Below are 18,653 nucleotides of genomic sequence, written 5' to 3'. Positions count from 1 at the left end.
CCCCCCCCCCGCCACGGGACGGTGCCGGGAGCGCCGAACCTCACCGCGAGCACGGGGCCACGGCCACGCGACCACGGGCCGCGCCACGTGCGGCGTGCCCGTGAACCCCTCCGGTCACCGCGCTAGGCGGTCCTCCCGATCACGAGGTCCGCGACGGCCTTCGGCACCTCGGCGTGGGAGTCGAACTCCATCGTGTGGTCCGCCCTCCCCGACGTGCGGCTGCGCAGTTCACCCACGTAGCCGAACATCTCCGACAACGGCACCAGCGCCGACACCACCTTGGCGCCGTACCGGTCCGCCATCGCCCGCACCCGGCCGCGCCGGGCGCCGAGGTCGCCGATCACGTCACCCATGTACTCCTCGGGCGTCGTCACCTCCACGTCCATCACCGGTTCCAGGAGCACCGGATCCGCCTGAGCCACCGCATCCCGGAAGGCGTTCGAGGCCGCGGTCCGGAACGCCGCCTCCGACGAGTCCTCGGTGTGGAACGCGCCGTCGAGCAGCCGCACCCGCACACCCGTCATCTCGTACCCGGCGAGGACACCGGACCGCATCGCCTGCCGACAGCCCTGGTCCACGGACGGGACGAACTCCCCGGGCACCCGGCCGCCGGTCACCTCGCTCACGAACTCGTACCCTTCCTCCAGGGGCTCCACGGCGATCCGCACCCGCGCGAACTGCCCCTTGCCGCCGTTCTGCTTGCGGTGGGTGTGCTCCACCTCCGCGACCGCGCGCCGGATCGTCTCCCGGTAGGCCACCTGCGGCCTGCCCACATGGGCGTCCACGTCGAACTCGCGGCGCATCCGGCGCACCAGCACGTCCAGGTGCAGCTCACCCATCCCGCCCAGGATGGTCTGGCCGGTCTCGGGATCGCTGTGCACCCGAAACGACGGGTCCTCCTCGGCGAGGCGCCCGATGGCACCGGACAGCCTGTCCTGGTCGGCCTTGGATCTGGGCTCCACCGCGACCCGGATGACCGGGTCGGGGAAGTCCACGGACTCCAGCACGACCGGGTCCGCCGGATCGCACAGGGTCTCACCGGTCGCGGTCTGCCGCAGCCCCATGACGGCGACGATGTCACCGGCGCCCGCCGACGCGATCTCCGCGCGTTTGTCGGCGTGCATGCGGTAGATCTTGCCGATCCGCTCCTTCCTCCCCCTCGCGGGGTTGTGGACCTGCGCGCCCGTGTCGATCCGCCCCGAGTACAGGCGGAGGAACGTGAGCCTGCCCAGGTGGGGGTCGCTCATGATCTTGAAGGCCAGGGCGGCCACCGGGGCGTCCTCGGACGGCGGGCGCCCGACCACCGCGTCCGGGTCGCCCGGGCGGTGCCCCTCCACCGCCCCCGCGTCCAGCGGGGAGGGCAGATAACGGACCACCGCGTCCAGCAGCGGTTGCACACCCCTGTTCCTGAACGCCGTGCCGCACAGCACGGGCGTCACGGTGGTGGCCCCGCCGACGGAGCGCACCGTGGCGCGTCGGACCGCCGCGTGCAGGGCCTCCTCCGAGGGCTCCACACCCGCAACGTACAGTTCCATCAGCTCGTCGTCGTGCTCGGCGACCGCCTCCAGCAGGCGGGCACGCCACTCCCGCGCCTGGTCGGCCAACTCGTCGGGAACGCCGACGACCTCGTAGGACGCGCCGAGTCCGGTGTCGGCCGACGATGACCACACGAGCGCCCGCATGCCGACGAGGTCGACCACGCCGCGGAAGTCCGACTCGGCGCCGACGGGCAGTTGCAGCACCAGCGGTGCCGCGCCCAGGCGTCCGGCGATCATGTCCACGCAGCGCGCGAAGTCGGCGCCCACGCGGTCCAGCTTGTTGACGAAGCACACGCGCGGCACGCCGTAACGGTCCGCCTGCCGCCACACGGTCTCGGACTGCGGTTCGACACCGGCGACGCCGTCGAACACCGCGACCGCGCCGTCGAGCACGCGCAGGCAGCGTTCCACCTCGACGGTGAAGTCGATGTGGCCGGGGGTGTCGATGAGGTTCACGGTGTGCTCGACCCCGTCCACCGCCCAGTGGCAGGTGACCGCCGCGGACGTGATGGTGATGCCGTGCTCGCGCTCCTCCGGCATGAAGTCCGTGGCGGTGGTGCCGTCGTGGACCTCGCCGACCTTGTGGGAGGAACCGGTGTAGTACAGGATGCGCTCGGTGGTCGTCGTCTTGCCCGCGTCGATGTGGGCCATGATCCCGATGTTGCGGACCTTGGCCAGTTCCCGGTGGTTGGTGGCCATGAGTGTCCGTCCTTTCGTGGTGGTCGGGGTGGGAGACGGGGAAGGAGCGCGCGCATACCTGTACGGCCGCGGGTGCGGCCGTGCCGCCTGGCGTGAGCGTAGGCCGCCGTGTCCGGGGTGTTCCACAGGTTTTGTGCCGTTCGCGGGGTCCGGGTGCCGGGTCCCCCGGGGAGGGAAGGCAGTGCGCGACCAGGCGCGTTAATCGATTGCTCCGTGTCCGCGCGGACGGCTAGCGTCCCTGCCATGAGAGCTTTGACTGAGCAGGACGTCCGGACGTCGTTCGTGAACTGCTCGAAGGGGGAGGCGAAGCGGCTCTCGGTGCCGCGTGACCTGGACAGCCGCCCCTGGGAGGACCTGGACTTCTTCGGCTGGCGCGACCGCACCGCGCACGAGCGCGCCTACCTCGTCACCGAGCGCGGCGACCGGCTCGTGGGCGTCGCCTTCCGGCTGTCGGCCACCCGTCCAGGCCCGCGCCCGAGCATGTGTTCGGTGTGCCTGACCACCCATCCCGGGCAGGGGGTGTCCCTGCTGGCCGCGCCCAAGGCGGGAAAGTCCGGCCGTGACGGCAACACCGTGGGCCTGTACATGTGCACCGACTTCGCATGCTCGCTGTACGTGCGGGGGAAGAAGGAGCCGGAGCCCGGCGGGCGGTTCGAGGAGTCCCTCACCGTGGACGAGAAGGTCGCGCGGGCCCTGACCAACCTGGGGGGTTTCCTGGACCGGCTCTCCACCTGACCCCGGCGGAGGGCCGGAACGGTGGGGACGACGAGAGCAGCGGAAAGCAGCGGAGACACGAGCGGCGGCGGGCGCGATGCCCGCCGCCGCTGTCGTCTCCGCTCCTTTGGTTCCGCGCCCTTTCCGGGCCTCCGGGCGCCGTATCCCAGCGCCCCGGTCGCCGGTGTCCCCTCAGTCCGCGGGCTTACGGGGCTCCACCACCGTGGTCGGTCCCGGATAGAGGAGCTTCTCCTCGCCGTCGGGGAACCGCACCACGTATGGCGGGCCGTCGTTGGCCCCGCGTATCTCCACGATCTCCCCGACGTGCTGGCCCTCGGTGCTCACGATCCCGTGCGTGCGCACGTGGTCGCCGATGGATGCCCGCATGATCTCCCCCCGTTCCGGACGGTTGGTCGTCATGGACAGGACCTACCCGAAACGCCGGTTCGGTGAAACGGGACCGGCCCCGGCCGGGAGCCGGACAGCCCGGTGGTCGATCGGGCGTCCGGGCGGCTTCGGACACGTGCGGAGTAGGCACAAGTGCGTAGTCGGCTCCCGACGAACCACAGATGTGGGGCGGGGCCGCCCGTTCCTAGCGTGGTGCACCCGAGAGTGGCAGAGAGGGGAAACCGTGCTCACGGTGCGCGAACTGACCAAACGCTACGGAGGAAGGACGGCGGTGGACGGGCTCACCTTCACCGTCGAACCCGGCCGGGTGACCGGCTTCCTGGGGCCCAACGGCGCCGGAAAGTCCACGACCATGCGGATGCTGTTGGGCCTGGCCCGGCCGACGTCGGGCGAGGCGCTGGTGAACGGCCGCGAGTACGGGCGGCTGGCGCGGCCGACGAGGCAGGTCGGCGCCCTGCTGTCACCGGACGCCGCCCACCCGGGACGCAGCGCCCGGGCCCACCTGACCGCCAAGGCGCGGGGCGGCGGGATTCCACGGAGCCGCGTGGACGAGGTGCTGGAGGAGGTCGGCCTGACCGACGTCGCGGGGCGGCGGGTCGGCGGCTACTCCCTGGGCATGCGCCAGAGGCTGGGCGTCGCGGACGCCCTCCTGGGGGACCCGGGGGTGCTGCTGTTCGACGAACCGGTGAACGGGCTCGACCTGGACGGCGTGCGGTGGATGCGGGACCTGACGCGCCGGTTGGCCGACGAGGGCCGCACCGTCTTCGTCTCCAGCCACCTGATGAGCGAGATGGAGATGGTCGCCGACCACCTCGTCGTGGTGGGACGGGGACGTCTGATCACGGACACGCCGATCGGTGACGTGATCGCGGCGTGGTCGCGCACGCACGTGCTGGTGCACAGCCCGGACGCCGGAGAGTTGCGGGGGCGGCTGGAGGGGCTGGGGCCGTCGGTGCGTGTCGAGGCCGCGGAGGACGGTGGGGACGGTGACTCCGGTGGCGGACGGGAGGCCCGGGTTTCCGCCGGGGTTCCCGACGGAGGTACTCACGGAGCCGACCCTGGCGGCGGCCCGAGGGGGACCGGCTCGCGGGGGCCCGGACTGCGGGTGTTCGGGCTGGGCGTGGCGGAGGTCGGCGACCACGCGCACGCGGTGGGCGCACGCGTGCACGGACTCCGGCTGGAGCAGGCGTCGCTGGAGGAGGCCTACCTGGAGCTCACCGGAGAGGCCGTCGAGTACGGCTCCCGGTCCGACGTCGGGAAGGTTGGGAAGCCGGGCCCGGCGGGAGGCGTCGGGAACGCCGCGCACAAGGGCCGCCGGGTGCGCCGCTGGAGGCGTCGGTGACCAGGAGGAACGGGCGAGCGCCAGGAGCGACGGGAAGCAGGGGCGGGACGGTATGAGCGAGGCGAAGATGTCAGGTGTGTCGGACGCGTCCGGCGCCACGGGGGTCCGGGAGGGTCCCGGGAACCCTCGGCGCCCCGGGCGTCACGGAAACACGGGGAACACGGGAGGCGGAGAGAACACGGAAAACACGTCCACGGAACGCCGCCGACCGGAGCTGCTCCGGGAGGTTTCCGCGGAGTGGGTCCGGCAGTCGTCCCTGCGGTCCACCTGGTGGGCCGTCGCCGCGGCGCTGGCGGGCATGGTCGTGTTCGCCGCGCTCATGGGGTACACGGAGTGGACCCGGATCATGGAGAACCCGGACGAGGCGGATCCCGGGGCGTTCCTGCGGCTCACCTCGCAGGGACACTTCTACCTGGTGCAGTTCGCGGTGCTGGTCGTGGCGGCGCTGTCCGCGACCGGGGAGTTCGGCAACCGCAGCGTCACCAGCACGCTGCTGTGGCGGCCCGACAGGGGCACGGTGCTGGTCGCGCGCACGCTGGTGACCGCCGCGCTGGCCTTCGCGGTGGGCGTCCTCACCACGCTGGCGGGCGTCGCGGTGCTGACCGGGTTCGTCGGCCGGTACGCCTCCGTCGACGTGCCCCTGACCCTCGGGACGGCGTTGGGCGCGGGCGCGTGCATGGCGCTGTTCGCGGTGCTGTTCGTCGGGGTCGGTACGGCGCTGCGGAGCATGCCGGGCACGTTCACCCTGGGGTTCGTGCTGCTCCTGGGGCTGCCGATGGTCATGCAGCTCTCCCAGGCGCAGGTGATCAACGACCTCGCCGCGCTGATGCCGGGGCTGGCGGGCATCGAGTTCTACGCGGGCGGTGACGTGGGGTTCTACACGGCGCCGCACGACGGCTTCGTGAACGTCGTCGTGGTGGCGGGCTGGGCCCTGGCCGCGCAGATCGTGGCCCACACCGAACTGCGCGTCCGCGACGTGTAGGGGCTGGACGAGGCGGAGCGGCGGCCGGTTCGCAACGTTCGAGGGGCTCTGGCCCCGTGCGGGCGTGAACCGGCCGCTGTTCGCCTGTCCCGGCTTCCGGCCCTGGCGGCCGGTTCCCGGTCCTGGCGACTGGCCGTCGGTCAGCGGCGGAGGCCCGCACCTCCAGCGCCAGCCTCTCCCGGTGCCGCTTCCGGGCTTCGTTCCCGGCGCTGTTCCCGGTGCCGGGGTAGGCCGTGGTTCCGGCACCGGAGCGGCCCCGTGCGGGACGGGGGACGTCCAGGAGCGTCCGGGAAGGGCCGTGTCCCGGGCACGGAACGCCCGGGACACGGCCCCCTGGTAGAGGTGCGCGTCGTCAGCCGTGGTCGACGAACTCCATGGCGGGGAGGTCGGGCGAGGGCCCGTCGAGGAGCGGGGTCTCCTCGCCGCGCAGGTGGGCGTCGAAGAAGGCCGTGACGTGGGCGCGCTGGGCGCGGATGGACTCCTCCGGGTCGACGGTGCCGATCGATTCGGTCACCAGATCGTCCCAGGCGCGGCTGTCCGGCTGGTGGAACTCCTCGACGGCGGGCAGGATCCACTGATGGTCCACGTAGCTCATGTGCTCACCGTCGGCCATGTACAACTCCAGGACCGGATGTGATGACGCCTCGACGAACATCCGGAGGTCGGCACTGTGCTCGCTGGTGTGCGGTTCCTGGTCGGATCCGCTGAGTCCGGCCCCCAGGAACGCGAACGGCCGGTCGGCGCCGCGGAGGGTGGCGTCGCCCCACACCTCGTCCCCCACGTGGTAGCCGATGCTGCCGTCCAGATCCATGCCCGCATCGATCCGTTCGTCCACGAGCATCACCTCCGCGGCCGTGAACCCTCCCGCGGACTGGCCGAACATGCCCACAGACTCCATGTCCAGGGCCGCGCCCAGTTCCTCGGGCTGCTCCTGGCCACTGGCGTCGGGGGAACCTCCCTCCGCCAGCTCGGTCAGACCGTCCAGGACCAGACGGGTGTCCGCGATCCGGGTGGCGATGGCCTTCTGGTACATCTCCGTACCATGGGCGGGTGCGTTCGTTCGCAGAACCCGACCGTCCGGAAGGTCGACGGCGGGGGTCTCGTACGGGTGGTCCATGGCCGCCACCACGTACCCGTGGGAGGCGAGCTCCTCGACGTTGGAGGTGTTCAGGAACCTGGAGACACCGAATCCGGGTGAGAACAGTACGACGGGGAACGGGCCGCCGTCGGCCACGTCCGCGTCCTGGAGGGCGTTACTGAAGGAGGCGCCGAAGTCCACGGTGTCGCGGTGCAACCCCGCCTGCTCCAGCTCACTTTTCAACGTGTCGGCGAGTGAGGGCGTCACGTACGGCGCGGGTTCGCCGACGCCCGCACCGCCCGTGTCACCCGTGTCGTCCCGGTCTTCCTGGCTGTCCGTGCCGTCCCCCTCCTCCTCGGCCGGGTACCAGACGCTGACCATGACGTCCCGTTCGTTGGCTCTGGGGACCCAGGGGTGGCCCCGGTCGGGGTCGACCAGGTGCAGTTCGGTCCGGCCGACGGTGTACGGGCCGGTGGGTTCGGGCGGTGTGAGGACCAGGCTCCCGTCGTCGGTGGCGATGGTGATGGCGGTGGGTGTGGCGAAGGCCGCGGCGAGGACGAGGAGGGCCGACCCGTAGGCGGCCGCGCGTTTTCTCCGGACGGAGGCGTTGGTGATCATGCCGCAATGGTCGGTCGCCGGGCGTCTCGCGCACATCTCCTGGACGGCAGCGACCGAGTAGGCACAAAGGGGTAGACGGGAGGGACGGGGTGTGGGAACGGGGGCCGGGCACGCCGACGGGAAGGAGCCCCGGGGTCCCCCCGATTTCCAGCAAACCGCATCGAGTCCCCGCGTCACCAGCCCCGACCCCAGCCTGTGGACGACCGGGGCCGCCCCACCTGCCGGGTGTCCGAGGTCGGTGCATTCGTTGGCGCAGAGGAACGCGGGAGACCGGCGCCCTCAGACCAACCCGGCCTCGTAGGCCACGATGGCCGCCTGCACGCGGTTGCGCACGTCGAGCCCGGCGAGGATCGACCCCACGTGCACCTTGACCGTGCCCGGGGCGATCGTCAGGCGGCGGGCGATCTCGTCGTTGGAGCACCCCTCGCCGACCAGCGCCAGCACGTCGCGTTCGCGTTCGGTGAGCCGCCCGACCTGCTCCCGGGCCGCCGTCGCGCGGGACAACCGCCCTCCGGAGCGTCCACCGGAGCGCCCACCGGAGGCGTCCAGTTCGTCGATGACCCGCCGAGCCACCTCCGGAGACAGGTACGCCCCGCCCTCCGCGACCGCGCGGAGCCCCTCCACCAGCTGCCGGGGGTCGCCGCTCTTCAGCACGAACCCGCTCGCGCCCCCGGAGAGGGCCCGCGCGATGTAGGCGTCCTCGGAGAACGTGGTGAGGATGACGACCGCGGTCCCCGGATACTTCCCGGTGATGGCCTCAGTGGCCTCCAGCCCGTCCGTGCCGGGCATCTGCACGTCCAGCAGGGCGATGTCTGGGCGGTGTTCGGCGACCAGGGCCACGGCGGCGGCGCCGTCCTCGGCCTCGCCCACCACCTCGATCCCCGGAACCGAGGACAGGATCGAGCGCAGCCCCGCGCGCATCATCGCCTCGTCGTCGGCGACGATGACTCTCAACACCCTGCCAGCGTCACTGGCACCGTCTGTCGCGTTCACGCCGACACCCTACTCGGCGCCCGTCTCCTCGGTCCGGTGGATCTCGTCCTTGGCGACCAGGACGCCGTCCTCGAAGCACAACCGGTACACCGGCGGCAGTCCGTTCTCGGACCGGGACAGGTAGAAGGAGCACCGGGCGCCGGACGGCGCGGGCGGCTCGGGTAGCCGGGCCGACACCGACCGCTCGGGATAGGAGAACCGGGGCAGTACCCGCTCCACCCTCGCCCGGTCGTCGCCCACCGACAGCCGCGCGTACTGCTCCGGGGGCAGGACGGTGTTGACGCTGATCCACGTCAGCAGTCCGGAACCGAGCAGGAGCACCCCCAGTCCCAGGGAGACCGGAACGGCGACGGCGGTGGCCAGGCGCCGCCGAACGCGGGCGCGGACCTCGCCGTGGGTGCGCCTGGCCTCCGACACCTCGACCTCATCCACTTCGTCGCCGGAGTCCGGGACGGTCGCCCGTACGGTGAACCCCGCGCTGCCCTCTCCCTCAGGACCGGCGTCGAACCCTCCGCCGAGGTCCTCCACCAGGGAACGCAGCCCGGCCAGCCCCGATCCCCCCTCCCTCCGCGCGGGCAGAGCGCCGCGCCCGCCCCCGGGAGCGCCGGTGTCGCTGACCGACACCCGGGTCCGGCCCGTCTCGCGGACCACCCGCACGGTCACCTCGGCCCCCGGCGCGTACTTGGCCGCGTTGGTCAGCGCCTCCTGGACCACCCGGTGCACGGCACCTCCGCCCTGGCTGGCCGGGTCCGGATCGGAACCCTCACGGAGCAGCCGGACCGGCATTCCGGCGTCCGCCGCGCGCTGCACCAGGGTCGCCACGGGTTCGGGCGCCTCACGTTCGGCGGCGTCGCCGTCGTCGTTCTCGCGCAGCACCCCGATGACCTCCCGCAGCCGCAGGTTCGCCTCGTGCGCCGCCGTGCGCAGTTCACCGGCGGCCCCGCGCTGCTCGTCGTCCTGGGCGCTCATCTCCAGGGCCGCCGCACGCACCGCGATCAGCGCGAGGTCGTGTCCGAGGGAGTCGTGCATCCGGGTCGCGATCCGGGCGCGTTCCCGCAGGCGGGCGCGGTCGGCCTCGGCGGCGCGGGACCGTTCCATACGCTCGGCGATCTCCCAGCCGCCCCGCCACAGTCGGCGGTGCAGGCGCTGATAGCGGCCAAACAGCCACGGTGTGAGAGTGCTCAGGATGATGCCGAGGGCGCCACCCAGCCAGTCCACGGAGTCGGACAGGAACGTGCGGATGTCGTGACCGAGCGCCAGGCTCGACAAGAGGTGCAGCACGAAGGCGAACGAGCACGCCGCGACCACCATCGTCACCACCGGGCGCACCCGTTCGGAACGCAGACCCGCGAGCAGTGCCAGTAGCGCCACGGCCAGCCAGGGCGAGATCACGAAGGTTCTCACCAGCAGAAGGACGGAGGCCGTCATCTGCACGACGGCGCCGGTGAGCATGACGCCCAGGGAGGTGAGGGGGAAGGAGCGGGACAGGGCCGCCGACACGCTCAGGGCCAGGAGGAGCATGAGCGTTTCGGCGAACGGCGGCTGCTCGCGGGATTCGAACAGCTCGACGGCGACCAACGCGCCGAGCAGGGCCCACAGGACGGCTTCGAAGGCCGGACGGGCCCACCCGCGCAGTCGTTCCCGGATCTCCCGCATGTCCACAGGCTAGTCCGCGCTCCCGTCGGCGGTGCCGCCAGTGGGACCGCCGACGGGGCCGCCAGCACCCGCGCCAGGATCCCCGCTGGTGGAGCCTCTTCGATGTGGGTGAACTTGAGCCCGTGCCCTCCCGCCCACTCCGCGGCCTCCGCGACGCGCCCCGGGCCGGGCGCGTCCAGGGGCAGGTGGATCTCGAAGTCACCGGTGAACTCCATCAGGGGGGCCTTCTCCGCCTCGGGGTCGGTTCGCCCGTGTGACGTACCAGGGCCCGTTCCGGTTGCGACGGGGACGCGTGGGAGGGGCGCTCCGTCAGCGCGGGGAGAGGCCGTCGAAGAGGACGCGGACCACACCGGCGAGCTTCGCGTCGATCTCCTCCGGGGAGTGCGAGGCGTTGAGCGCGACGAAGCCGTGCAGGGTGGAGGACACGGTCACCGCCACGGCGTTCGGGTCGTCCTCCGTGATCTCCCCGCTGGCCTGGCCCTGGAGGATGGGCCGCTCCACCCAGCCGACCATCCGCTCCACCGCGGCGGACAGCTGCTCGGAGATCTCCGGGTCGTGCTTGCGCGTGTGCATCAGGTCCAGTAGGGCGGCGTGCTCGACCGCGAACCGCACGTAGACCCTGGCCAGGGCGAGGACCTGGGCGCGCACGTCCCCTCCGGCCGCGGACGCCTCCTCCAACCGCTCGGTCAGACGCTCGAAACCGCTGAGCGCGAGCGCGTCCAGCAGGGCCTGCTTGTCCCGGAAGTGGCGGCCCGGCGCCGCGTGGCTGACCCCCGCCTCACGGGCGAGCTCGCGCAGGGACAGCGCGGCCGGTCCGCGTTCGGCCAGGGCGCGTTCGGCGCTGGCGAGCAGGGCGGCGCGCAGGTCTCCGTGGTGGTAGGGGCGGTCGGCCATGACACCCAGGATAAACGGGTGTTGGCATCGCCATCATTGTTGACATGGACAACCCCCGGTGGCTCGCCTACCGTGGCGTGATGGACACCACAGCGGTCACCATCCCCGACCTCGGCGGTCGTACGGCGATCGTCACCGGAGCCAACAGCGGCCTGGGCGTCGAGACCACGCGCGTACTGGCCAGGGCGGGCGCGCGTGTCGTGATGGCCGTGCGCGACGAGGAGAGGGGACGCGCCGCGGCCGACGGTGTGGAGGGCGACACCGAGGTGCGCCGCCTGGACCTGGCGGACCTGTCGTCCGTGCGTGCCTTCGCCGACCGCTGGAGGGGCGACGTCCACCTCCTGGTCAACAACGCGGGCGTCATGGCGGTCGCGCGGGGGAGGACCAGGGACGGCTTCGAGACGCAGTTCGGCGTCAACCACCTCGGCCACTTCGCCCTGACCAACCTGCTCCTGGAACACGTCACGGGACGGGTGGTGACCGTTTCCTCGGACCTGCACCGCAGGGCCCAGGGTGTTCACTTCGACGACGTCAACCTGGAGCGCGGCTACACCCCCTACAGGGCCTACGCCCAGTCCAAGCTCGCCAACCTGCTGTTCACGCTGGAACTCCAGCGGCGCCTGGAGGCGGTGGGTTCCCCGGTCCTGTCCACCGCCGCCCACCCCGGTTACGCGGCGACCAACCTCCAGAGCCACGGCGCCAACCCGGTCTCCCGCTGGCTCCTGCTGCTGGGCAACAGGGTCTTCGCCCAGAGCCCCGCCGACGGCGCCCTCCCCACGATCTTCGCCGCCACCCAGGACGTGCCCGGCGCGGCCTTCGCCGGGCCCAAGGCCATGGGCGGCACGCGCGGCGCCCCCGCGCTGGCTAGCCGGAGCGAGGCCGCCTGGGACGGACGCGCCGCCAAACGCCTGTGGGCGCTGTCGGAGGAGCTCACCGGGGTCTCCTTCCCGCTCCGGTCCGTCGACCCGACCTGACCCCGGACACGGGGAGGGCCCGCCACCGGCCCGGAAGCCGTGGCGGGCCCTCCGCCCGTCCGTACGCGCCCGCCCCGCGCCTACGGGGTCAGGACCAGCTCGTCCACGGCGGCCTCGCGCACGGCCTCCTCGCTGACCACGAACGGCAGGGTCTCACCCCGACTCCACGGCTCCAGCTGGTCGTCGTAGTTGGGGTGGAAGGCGTGTCCGGAGTTACCGGTCAGGTGCACCCACGTGGACGCGTCCCGGTCGGACAGGTCCACCACCATCCGCATCGACGGCACCGCGGTGATCGCGTACCCCTCGGTGTGGTCCCAGCCGGTGGCGTTGACGATGCTGGACCCGCCGGAACTCTCCACCGGACCCCGGTTGAACAGCCACTCGACCGGCCCGATACCCGACGTGCCGAACGACTCGTGGGTCGCGGTCAGGGTGTGCAGGTCGCCCCACCGCCAGTCGGCGGGGTCCTCGCCCAGCAGCTCGGACAGCTCCCGCGCGGCGGCGTCCATCGCGGCGGCGAGCACCTCCTCGCGCCCGTCGGCCTCCGTGCCCCGCCACCAGTCCGACTCGGGGTCCTCCACCAGCTGGGCCACCACGTACATCCCGCGCGAGCTCCCGCTCATGGTGTACGGGTCCAACTCGTCGAACAGCAGCGGTAGCAGGTGGCGCCAGGTGGCCTGGTAGAACGCGGCACCGGCGGAGTCCGCCTCGGTGTGCAGGTCCCAGTCCTCCAGCTGCGCCCGGGCCTCCGCGGCGATCCCGTCCACGTCCGCCTCCAGCAGGTACGGGACCACCTCGGCGGCGCCGCCGTGGAACGAGTCCATGTGGATGCGCGACATGTCCTCGGCGGTCACCGGGCCCTCCTCGACCGCCTGGGCGATCAGGTCGTTGATCCGCTGGGACCGGTACCCGTAGTCCCAGTCACCGGTGAGCATGTGCTCGTAGTCGGGGTCCACGACCGACTGGTTGGCGGTGACGATGACGCCCGACTCGGGGTTGTACACGCTCGGCAGCTCCTCGGAGGGGAGGTACTCCTCCTCCCAGTCGTGGTCCGAGTCCCAGCCGGGCGCCGGGTACCGGCCGTCGCCCTCGCCGCGTACCGGCACCAGTCCGGGCGCCTGGTAGCCGATGTTGCCCTCGTCGTCCGCGTAGATGAGGTTCTGCGCGGGAACGGAGAACTGGCTGGCGGCCTCGCGGAAGTCCTCCCAGTTCCGGGCCCGGTTCAGCATGAAGATGGAGTCGGCGGTCGTGCCCGGCTGGAGCGCGGTCCACTGGAGGGCGACGGCGTACTCGCCGCCGTCCGCGCCCTCCAGCTCCGGGTCCTCGGCGATCTCGGCCAGGTCCGCGCCCGCGACGGTGTCGGACAGCAGCGGCCCGTGGTGGGTGGAGCGCACGGTGATGTCGACGTCCTCGCCGCCCGCCACGCGGACGGTCTCCTCGCGGGTCTCCAGCGGGCGGGTCTCGCCGTCGACCACGTAGCCGTCGCCGTCGAGCTTCTCCACGTACAGGTCCATGACGTCGGGGTTGAGGTTGGTGAACCCCCAGGCGATGGACTCGTTCTGGCCGATGATCACACCGGGCAGGCCGGAGAAGCTGAACCCGCTGACGTCGAAGGGGCACTCCTCGGTGAGCTCGGTGCAGTGCAGGCCGATCTGGTACCAGGTGGAGGGCATCGCCGCGCCCAGGTGGGGGTCGTTGGCGAGGAGGGGCATGCCGCTCTCGGTGTGCTCGCCGCCGACCACCCACGAGTTGGAACCCAGGTCGGGGCTGCTGTTGGGGCCGAGCATCTCGGGCAGCGACGCGGCGGCCTCGGTCACCTCGGCGACCGCGGCGACGGCGTCGTCGGGCAGGTCGGGGGCGCGCTGGGCGTCGGCCTCGCTCGGTGCGGTCTCCTCGGACCCGGCCTGGTCGTGCTCGTCGGTGTCCGTGATGGGCTGGTGCTCCTCGTGGGGGTAGGCCGGGTAGAGCTCCCCGATCTGCTCGCGGGTCAGACCGGCGTTGAGCAGCTGGGCGCGCTCGGTCTCCTCCCGCATGTTGCCTCCCAGGTCCCAGGCCATGGCCTTGAGCCAGGCGAGGCTGTCGACCGGGGTCCACTCCTCGATCTCGTGGCCGCCGTTGAGCACCTTGAGCAGCCCGTACTCCAGGCTGACCTCCGTGCCCTCCCGGCCGTCCAGCCAGGCGTTGACCCCGGCCGCGTAGGCGTCGAGGTGGCCCCGCGTCTCGGGGGAGAGGAGTTCGTACTCCTGCTCGGCCACGTGCCGCCAGCCCATGGTGCGCAGGTAGACGTCGGTCTCCACCTGGTCGGGGCCGAACAGCTCGGCGGTGCGTCCGGCTGTGACGTGGCGGCGGAAGTCCATCTCCCAGAAGCGGTCCTGGGCGTGCGTGAACCCCTGCGCCACGAACAGGTCGTGGGCGTTGTCGGCGTAGACGTGGGGGACGCCGTACTCGTCGCGCAGCACGGTGACGGAGGAGTTCAGTTCCGGGAGGGAGAGCTCCCCCGAGGTCTCCGGGAACGATCTCCGGACGGCCCATATGCCCAGGAGCGCGCCGACCAGGGCCAGCGCCACGACGGCGGCGAGCAGGCCCAGAAGTACGCGAACGAGGACACGCTTACGCATTACACCCATGGCGGAACCCTAGGGTGCTCGTGGTCACAGGTGCCAGAGACCGGGGGCACACGGTTCCAATTTGTTACCAACCGGTAAGTATGGCTGCTCGCGAACCGGGATCATCACGAACGCGCTGGTCAGAAGCGGACGGGCCCTCAGTGGAATCCGTGCTGTCCGGAACCGGTCGTGCTCCTGTGGGCGGCGCCCGTGACGGACGCCGCCCACGGCGGTCGGGTGGTCGGGCCGCCGGGTTCGGACCCCGGTCAGCTCGTGGGGAGGGTGGCCCAGACTCCCAGTCCCAGGCGTGGGGTGCCCGGTCCCACCGGGTAGTGGCCCCATTCCCGGGCCAGGGAGTCCACGAGCATCAGGCCGCGTTGTCCCTCGGCCAGCGACCATTCGTCCGCCGACCGGTCGTCGGGGATGTGGGGAAGGCCGGTACCGCTGCCTTCGTCCACGATGGCCAGCCACAGGGTGCGCTCGTCCAGCAGCGCCAACGCGCGCAGGAACTCTTTGCCGTCGGGGGCGTACTTGACCGCGTTGGCGGCCAGTTCCGCCGCGCACAGCAGCACGGTGTCCACCACATCGGAGGGGAACGCGGCCAGGTCCGAGCGCAGGTCGGCGCGGACCTGGCGGGCCTGGTCCAGGTGCGCGGGGTAGACGCGGTGTTCCCACCAGGTCGCCGCTCTCCTGGGCGGAGACGGGGGCGGGGCGGGCGGGAGCGCGAGTGTGTTCGTCACCGTGTTCACCCGACCCTGTGCAGGTAGAGGCGGATGGCGGCGGCCAGGTCACCCATGTCGTCGGCCCGCTCCGGGGGCGGTGTAACTGGGGGAGCGGCCAGCAGGTCACCGGCCGGAACCCTCGGGAACGGGGGCATGTAGGGGCGGACCAGCGCACCCGCGCTCCCATCAGGGTCCGGGCACGGAACGGAGGTCTCGGTCCGGACTGGCGTGTGGGGCGTTCGCGGACGGTCGTCGCTCTTCCACTTCGGGGAGGAGTGGCTTGCGCTCGCTCGCCACACCTGCTCACCAGGGAAGTCGCGCGAGCCCTGGACGGGAGCTCGGTTGGCGGGTGCGGGCGGCAGTTCCGGACGCTGGGGCGGCGGCGTGATCGCGGCCCTCTCCCGCTGGGGGTGTTGGGGGACGAACACGTAGGCCAACGCGATGGCCAGGATGGTGGCGGTCAGGGCCCACACGCGTCCGGCCAGGCTCTGGCGGGGCCTGCGGTGTCGGCCGATAGGGTGTTCCACGGTCTTCCTCCTGGTGTGCTCAGGTGGTGGATCGAGCCCCGGCCCGGTGGTGGAGCACCGGTCTGGGGCGTCTTCTTTTCTGTTGTGTCCGAGCGGGTGTCATTGGCCCCGGTGGGGCTGCGCTTCCTGCTCGGTGATGCGAATCTGTTCGTCGAGGAGCTGCGGTGTGGCCGCGCTCAGCGGTTCCACGTGGTGTGGGCCGAGGTGGAAGGCGAAGAAGCGGCGCGAGCCCGGACCCCAGAGCACCCACCACAACGGGCTGTGCAGCTGCTTCAGCGAACGGGCGGTCTCGTACTGGGCGGCGTCCTGGCTGCGGTTCCAGCCCACCTTTGTCCCCTCAGGCGTCGACAGGTGCGAGGACGGGGGCGTAGGGGTCCAGGTTCGCCCACACCGTCAACGGCCGCCCGGGTTCGCCCTCCCACCCCCACGACGTGGACAGCTGTTCCACCAGACGCAGGCCCCGACCACACACCGCCAACGCGTCCTCCTCACCCGCCAGGCACGGAAACCGAGCCTCCTGCCCCGGCCATGGCCCGTCATCGGTGACCGCGATGCGAAGAAGGCGGCTGGTCAGCCGCTCCATCTCCACCCGGACGTGCCCACCCGCCCGGCCCGACGCTGAGTGGGTCAGCGCGTTGGTCACCAGCTCGCTGGCCACCACTTCCACGCGCAGAGCCCGCAGCGGATCGACGGGAACGCCCTTGCGACACCAGGCGCGCATCTGCCGCACCTGCGAGGGCAGCGGACCGAAGATCGCCACCCGCACCCCCGGCCTGCCACCGGACACCCGCTGGGGTAGTGCGCTTCCTCGCACCGCTGGCCTCTCATCCTCGTCTTGTGGCCTCCGCTGTCGCGGTATACCCAAACCGCCCATCATGGTCCTCCGAGACCCAGTAGATGCTGTCGCTGATCGCCGTGATCGCGCGGAAGGTGACGTCGCCGATCGATCGCCCTCCGTCGAGAGGGCTGGGTCGCTCGTACTCAGTAGCACGGTCCAGCCCCAGCCATCCCGTAACGCTGCGTGTGGGGACGCACGCTCTCGGCTGTGATCCATCATGTGGCGAGAAAATATTTTTGGCAACCTTCTCTAGAAAATATTCTTGAGAAGATGCGTGAGGGATGGGAGAGAATGAGTGACGACCCGAGCGCAGGCCCAAAGCCGATGAGGAGGGGCACCGATGCCCGAACGCCACGCACCGGCAGCCAGTCGCCGCAAGCTGGGCATCATGCTCCGCCAGCTCAGGGAAGCCAGCGACCTCACCGGCGAAGACGTGGCGAAACGCCTGCGCATCCGATCCCCGAAGATCTACCGGGTCGAGGGAGGCAAGGTCGTTCCCACCCACCCCGAGCTGACCATGCTGATGGACCTCTACGAGGTCAGCGAAGAACACCGGGACGTACTGCTACAGCTCGCGGAGGAGGCCCGCCGCAAAGGCTGGTACGAGTCCTACGAGAGCGTCCTGCCACCCAAGTTCGATACCTACGTCGGACTGGAGTCGGACGCCGCGTCCCTTCGCGCCTACGAGCACAACCTGGTCCACGGGCTGCTCCAGACGAGGGAGTACGCCCACGCCGTACTCACGGCGGGCAACCCCGCCGAACATCCCGACGACATTGAACTACTCGTCGATCTACGCATGCGTCGACAGGAGCTACTCACCCGAGAAGACGATCCTTTGTACTTCTGGGTCGTGATGGAGGAGAACGTACTGCACCGCCCTGTCGGCGGCCGTCAGGTGCTCGCTGAACAGCTCGACCACCTGCTCAAGACGACCACGGACCTTCCACACGTCACCATCCAGATCATCCCGACCTCGGTGGGAGCGCACGCGGGCCTTGCGGGCTCGTTCAGCATCCTGGAGTTCGAACCGTCAGCGCCCGAGGTGATCTACGTGGACAGCCATGGCGGCAACCTCACACTGGAGAAAACCCGGGATCTACGCCGCTGTAAGCTCCTTTACAACAACCTGCTCGCCGACGCCCTGTCGAAGAAAGAGTCGGTCCAGCTCATCAAGTCCGCCCGGGAGGACCTCCGTGAAGCGTGAATCCACCGCCTTGGCCGCTCACCGCGCCGAGACGGTCGCCGCGCCGTGGTTCAAAGCCAGCGCCAGCACCAGCGCGCAGGGGTGTGTCCAGGTTCGTTCCCCGCGCGAGGGCGTAACCGAGATCGGCGACACCAAGAACCCCGACGGCCCCACGCTCACCGTCCCCCACGCCGACTGGGAGTACTTCCTCGACCAGGTCGTCAACGGCGCGACGGGCTTCCGACGCCTGCACGCGGCGTTCCTCCCGGACGGTGGCTTCACCCTCACCGACACCGGCGCCCCCAACTCCCCCACCCTCACCTACACCAAGGCCGAGTGGGACGCCTTCAAGCTCGGCGCCGAAGCCGGTGAACTCCGCGGTGACAGCCCGCGCGGCGTCCTCGTCTCCGCGTAGACGAGGACGGGCGAGGTTGGTCCCTCAGTCCCGCGCCACATCCCAGGACCGGATGTCTCAGCCCGTCGTGCCCTCGTCTTGTCCTCGTTCTTGATCACTTACCCTTCATGCAGGTGATACAGGGTTTCGGACAAGGTGAGGGCGTGATCATCCTTGTCCTCTTCCCACCGGCCAAATACTGACGCGGCCGCCTCGGCCATGTCACCGGGGAGCCCAGCCTCAACCAGTGACCGGTACACCTCCTGCATCTCAGGAGCCCAGCGCCACGCCTTCGCGGCCACACCGGGCAGGCTCTCCGGGGACGCCAGAGGCGACTTGGCCAGACGCCTTGCCTCCGCTGTCAGCTGCTCATCGACACCATGAGCGCGTCTCAGCGCCTGGGCAACGCCAGCTAGCGCGCATGTGGCCTTCTGATACGACCCATTACTGAGTTTTTCGTTAGTTGTGTGGGGTTGGAGGGTGG

At 71.1% G+C, this 18,653-nt stretch carries 18 protein-coding genes; 6 read left to right on the top strand and 12 right to left on the bottom strand.

Annotated elements, in window-relative coordinates; translation table 11 throughout:
• Positions 1-122: 122 nt before the first annotated feature.
• Positions 123-2,237 carry an elongation factor G gene (gene fusA, locus D455_RS0126520; protein WP_017573692.1) on the bottom strand — a complete coding sequence of 705 codons (2,115 nt, stop codon included), beginning with the start codon at positions 2,235-2,237 and terminating at the stop codon, positions 123-125.
• A 243-nt stretch (positions 2,238-2,480) separates the two neighbouring features.
• Between fusA and D455_RS0126515 the strand changes: the two genes are divergently transcribed.
• Positions 2,481-2,972 carry an FBP domain-containing protein gene (locus tag D455_RS0126515; protein ID WP_026123009.1) on the top strand — a complete coding sequence of 164 codons (492 nt, stop codon included), beginning with the start codon at positions 2,481-2,483 and terminating at the stop codon, positions 2,970-2,972.
• 171 nt (positions 2,973-3,143) lie between these two features.
• Here D455_RS0126515 and D455_RS0126510 read toward each other — a convergent pair whose 3' ends face one another.
• Positions 3,144-3,338, bottom strand: coding sequence for a DUF1918 domain-containing protein (locus D455_RS0126510; protein ID WP_026123008.1), 195 nt, complete (start codon positions 3,336-3,338; stop codon positions 3,144-3,146).
• A 244-nt stretch (positions 3,339-3,582) separates the two neighbouring features.
• Here D455_RS0126510 and D455_RS0126505 point away from each other — a divergent pair, with 244 nt between their 5' ends.
• Positions 3,583-4,701 carry an ABC transporter ATP-binding protein gene (locus D455_RS0126505; protein WP_017573689.1) on the top strand — a complete coding sequence of 373 codons (1,119 nt, stop codon included), beginning with the start codon at positions 3,583-3,585 and terminating at the stop codon, positions 4,699-4,701.
• Between the two features lie 298 nt (positions 4,702-4,999).
• Complete coding sequence (locus tag D455_RS0126500) at positions 5,000-5,683, top strand: ABC transporter permease (RefSeq protein WP_241480395.1); 684 nt, start codon at positions 5,000-5,002, stop codon at positions 5,681-5,683.
• Between the two features lie 352 nt (positions 5,684-6,035).
• Here D455_RS0126500 and D455_RS0126495 read toward each other — a convergent pair whose 3' ends face one another.
• The 4 genes from D455_RS0126495 to D455_RS0126480 form a co-directional block, all read right to left on the bottom strand.
• Positions 6,036-7,379, bottom strand: a complete 1,344-nt coding sequence (locus tag D455_RS0126495) for an alpha/beta hydrolase family protein (protein ID WP_017573687.1) — start codon at positions 7,377-7,379, stop codon at positions 6,036-6,038.
• A 279-nt stretch (positions 7,380-7,658) separates the two neighbouring features.
• Positions 7,659-8,336 carry a response regulator transcription factor gene (locus D455_RS0126490; RefSeq protein WP_026123006.1) on the bottom strand — a complete coding sequence of 226 codons (678 nt, stop codon included), beginning with the start codon at positions 8,334-8,336 and terminating at the stop codon, positions 7,659-7,661.
• Between the two features lie 45 nt (positions 8,337-8,381).
• Entirely contained in the window at positions 8,382-10,028 is a 1,647-nt protein-coding gene (locus D455_RS0126485; RefSeq protein ID WP_040685147.1) for a sensor histidine kinase, read from the bottom strand.
• A gap of 309 nt (positions 10,029-10,337) precedes the next feature.
• A complete protein-coding gene (locus D455_RS0126480) occupies positions 10,338-10,922 on the bottom strand; it encodes a TetR/AcrR family transcriptional regulator (protein ID WP_017573684.1) in 585 nt (194 codons plus the stop codon).
• 44 nt (positions 10,923-10,966) lie between these two features.
• On the opposite strand from D455_RS0126480, the gene D455_RS0126475 reads away from it, so the two are divergent.
• Positions 10,967-11,896, top strand: a complete 930-nt coding sequence (locus tag D455_RS0126475; RefSeq protein ID WP_017573683.1) for an oxidoreductase — start codon at positions 10,967-10,969, stop codon at positions 11,894-11,896.
• Positions 11,897-11,976: 80 nt separating this feature from the next.
• Here the strand turns inward: D455_RS0126475 and D455_RS0126470 are convergent, their stop codons facing one another.
• The 5 genes from D455_RS0126470 to D455_RS0126450 form a co-directional block, all read right to left on the bottom strand.
• Positions 11,977-14,514 carry a penicillin acylase family protein gene (locus tag D455_RS0126470; RefSeq protein ID WP_017573682.1) on the bottom strand — a complete coding sequence of 846 codons (2,538 nt, stop codon included), beginning with the start codon at positions 14,512-14,514 and terminating at the stop codon, positions 11,977-11,979.
• Between the two features lie 254 nt (positions 14,515-14,768).
• On the bottom strand, positions 14,769-15,242 hold the full coding sequence (locus tag D455_RS31770; RefSeq protein ID WP_017573681.1) for an ATP-binding protein: 474 nt from the start codon (positions 15,240-15,242) through the stop codon (positions 14,769-14,771).
• A gap of 5 nt (positions 15,243-15,247) precedes the next feature.
• Positions 15,248-15,751 carry a hypothetical protein gene (locus D455_RS31765; RefSeq protein ID WP_017573680.1) on the bottom strand — a complete coding sequence of 168 codons (504 nt, stop codon included), beginning with the start codon at positions 15,749-15,751 and terminating at the stop codon, positions 15,248-15,250.
• 99 nt (positions 15,752-15,850) lie between these two features.
• Complete coding sequence (locus D455_RS31760; protein WP_017573679.1) at positions 15,851-16,078, bottom strand: hypothetical protein; 228 nt, start codon at positions 16,076-16,078, stop codon at positions 15,851-15,853.
• Between the two features lie 10 nt (positions 16,079-16,088).
• The gene (locus D455_RS0126450) at positions 16,089-16,565 is read right to left on the bottom strand and encodes an ATP-binding protein (protein WP_040685143.1); all 477 of its coding nucleotides are present in this window, start codon (positions 16,563-16,565) and stop codon (positions 16,089-16,091) included.
• 364 nt (positions 16,566-16,929) lie between these two features.
• Here D455_RS0126450 and D455_RS0126445 point away from each other — a divergent pair, with 364 nt between their 5' ends.
• Both D455_RS0126445 and D455_RS0126440 read left to right on the top strand, forming a co-directional pair.
• A complete protein-coding gene (locus D455_RS0126445; protein WP_017573677.1) occupies positions 16,930-17,796 on the top strand; it encodes a helix-turn-helix domain-containing protein in 867 nt (288 codons plus the stop codon).
• A complete protein-coding gene (locus D455_RS0126440) occupies positions 17,786-18,190 on the top strand; it encodes a DUF397 domain-containing protein (RefSeq protein WP_017573676.1) in 405 nt (134 codons plus the stop codon). Before D455_RS0126445 ends, D455_RS0126440 begins: the two co-directional genes overlap by 11 nt.
• Positions 18,191-18,288: 98 nt before the next feature.
• On the opposite strand, the gene D455_RS31755 is transcribed toward D455_RS0126440, so the two are convergent.
• Positions 18,289-18,653: DUF1932 domain-containing protein (locus tag D455_RS31755; protein ID WP_040685144.1), on the bottom strand; the 365-nt coding region annotated here is incomplete at its 5' end.

The sequence above is a fragment of the Nocardiopsis halotolerans DSM 44410 genome, from assembly GCF_000341065.1.
In the GTDB taxonomy this organism is placed as follows: domain Bacteria; phylum Actinomycetota; class Actinomycetes; order Streptosporangiales; family Streptosporangiaceae; genus Nocardiopsis; species Nocardiopsis halotolerans.
Note: the sequence above shows the minus strand (reverse complement) of the source record. Positions and strands in the feature narration are given on the sequence as shown.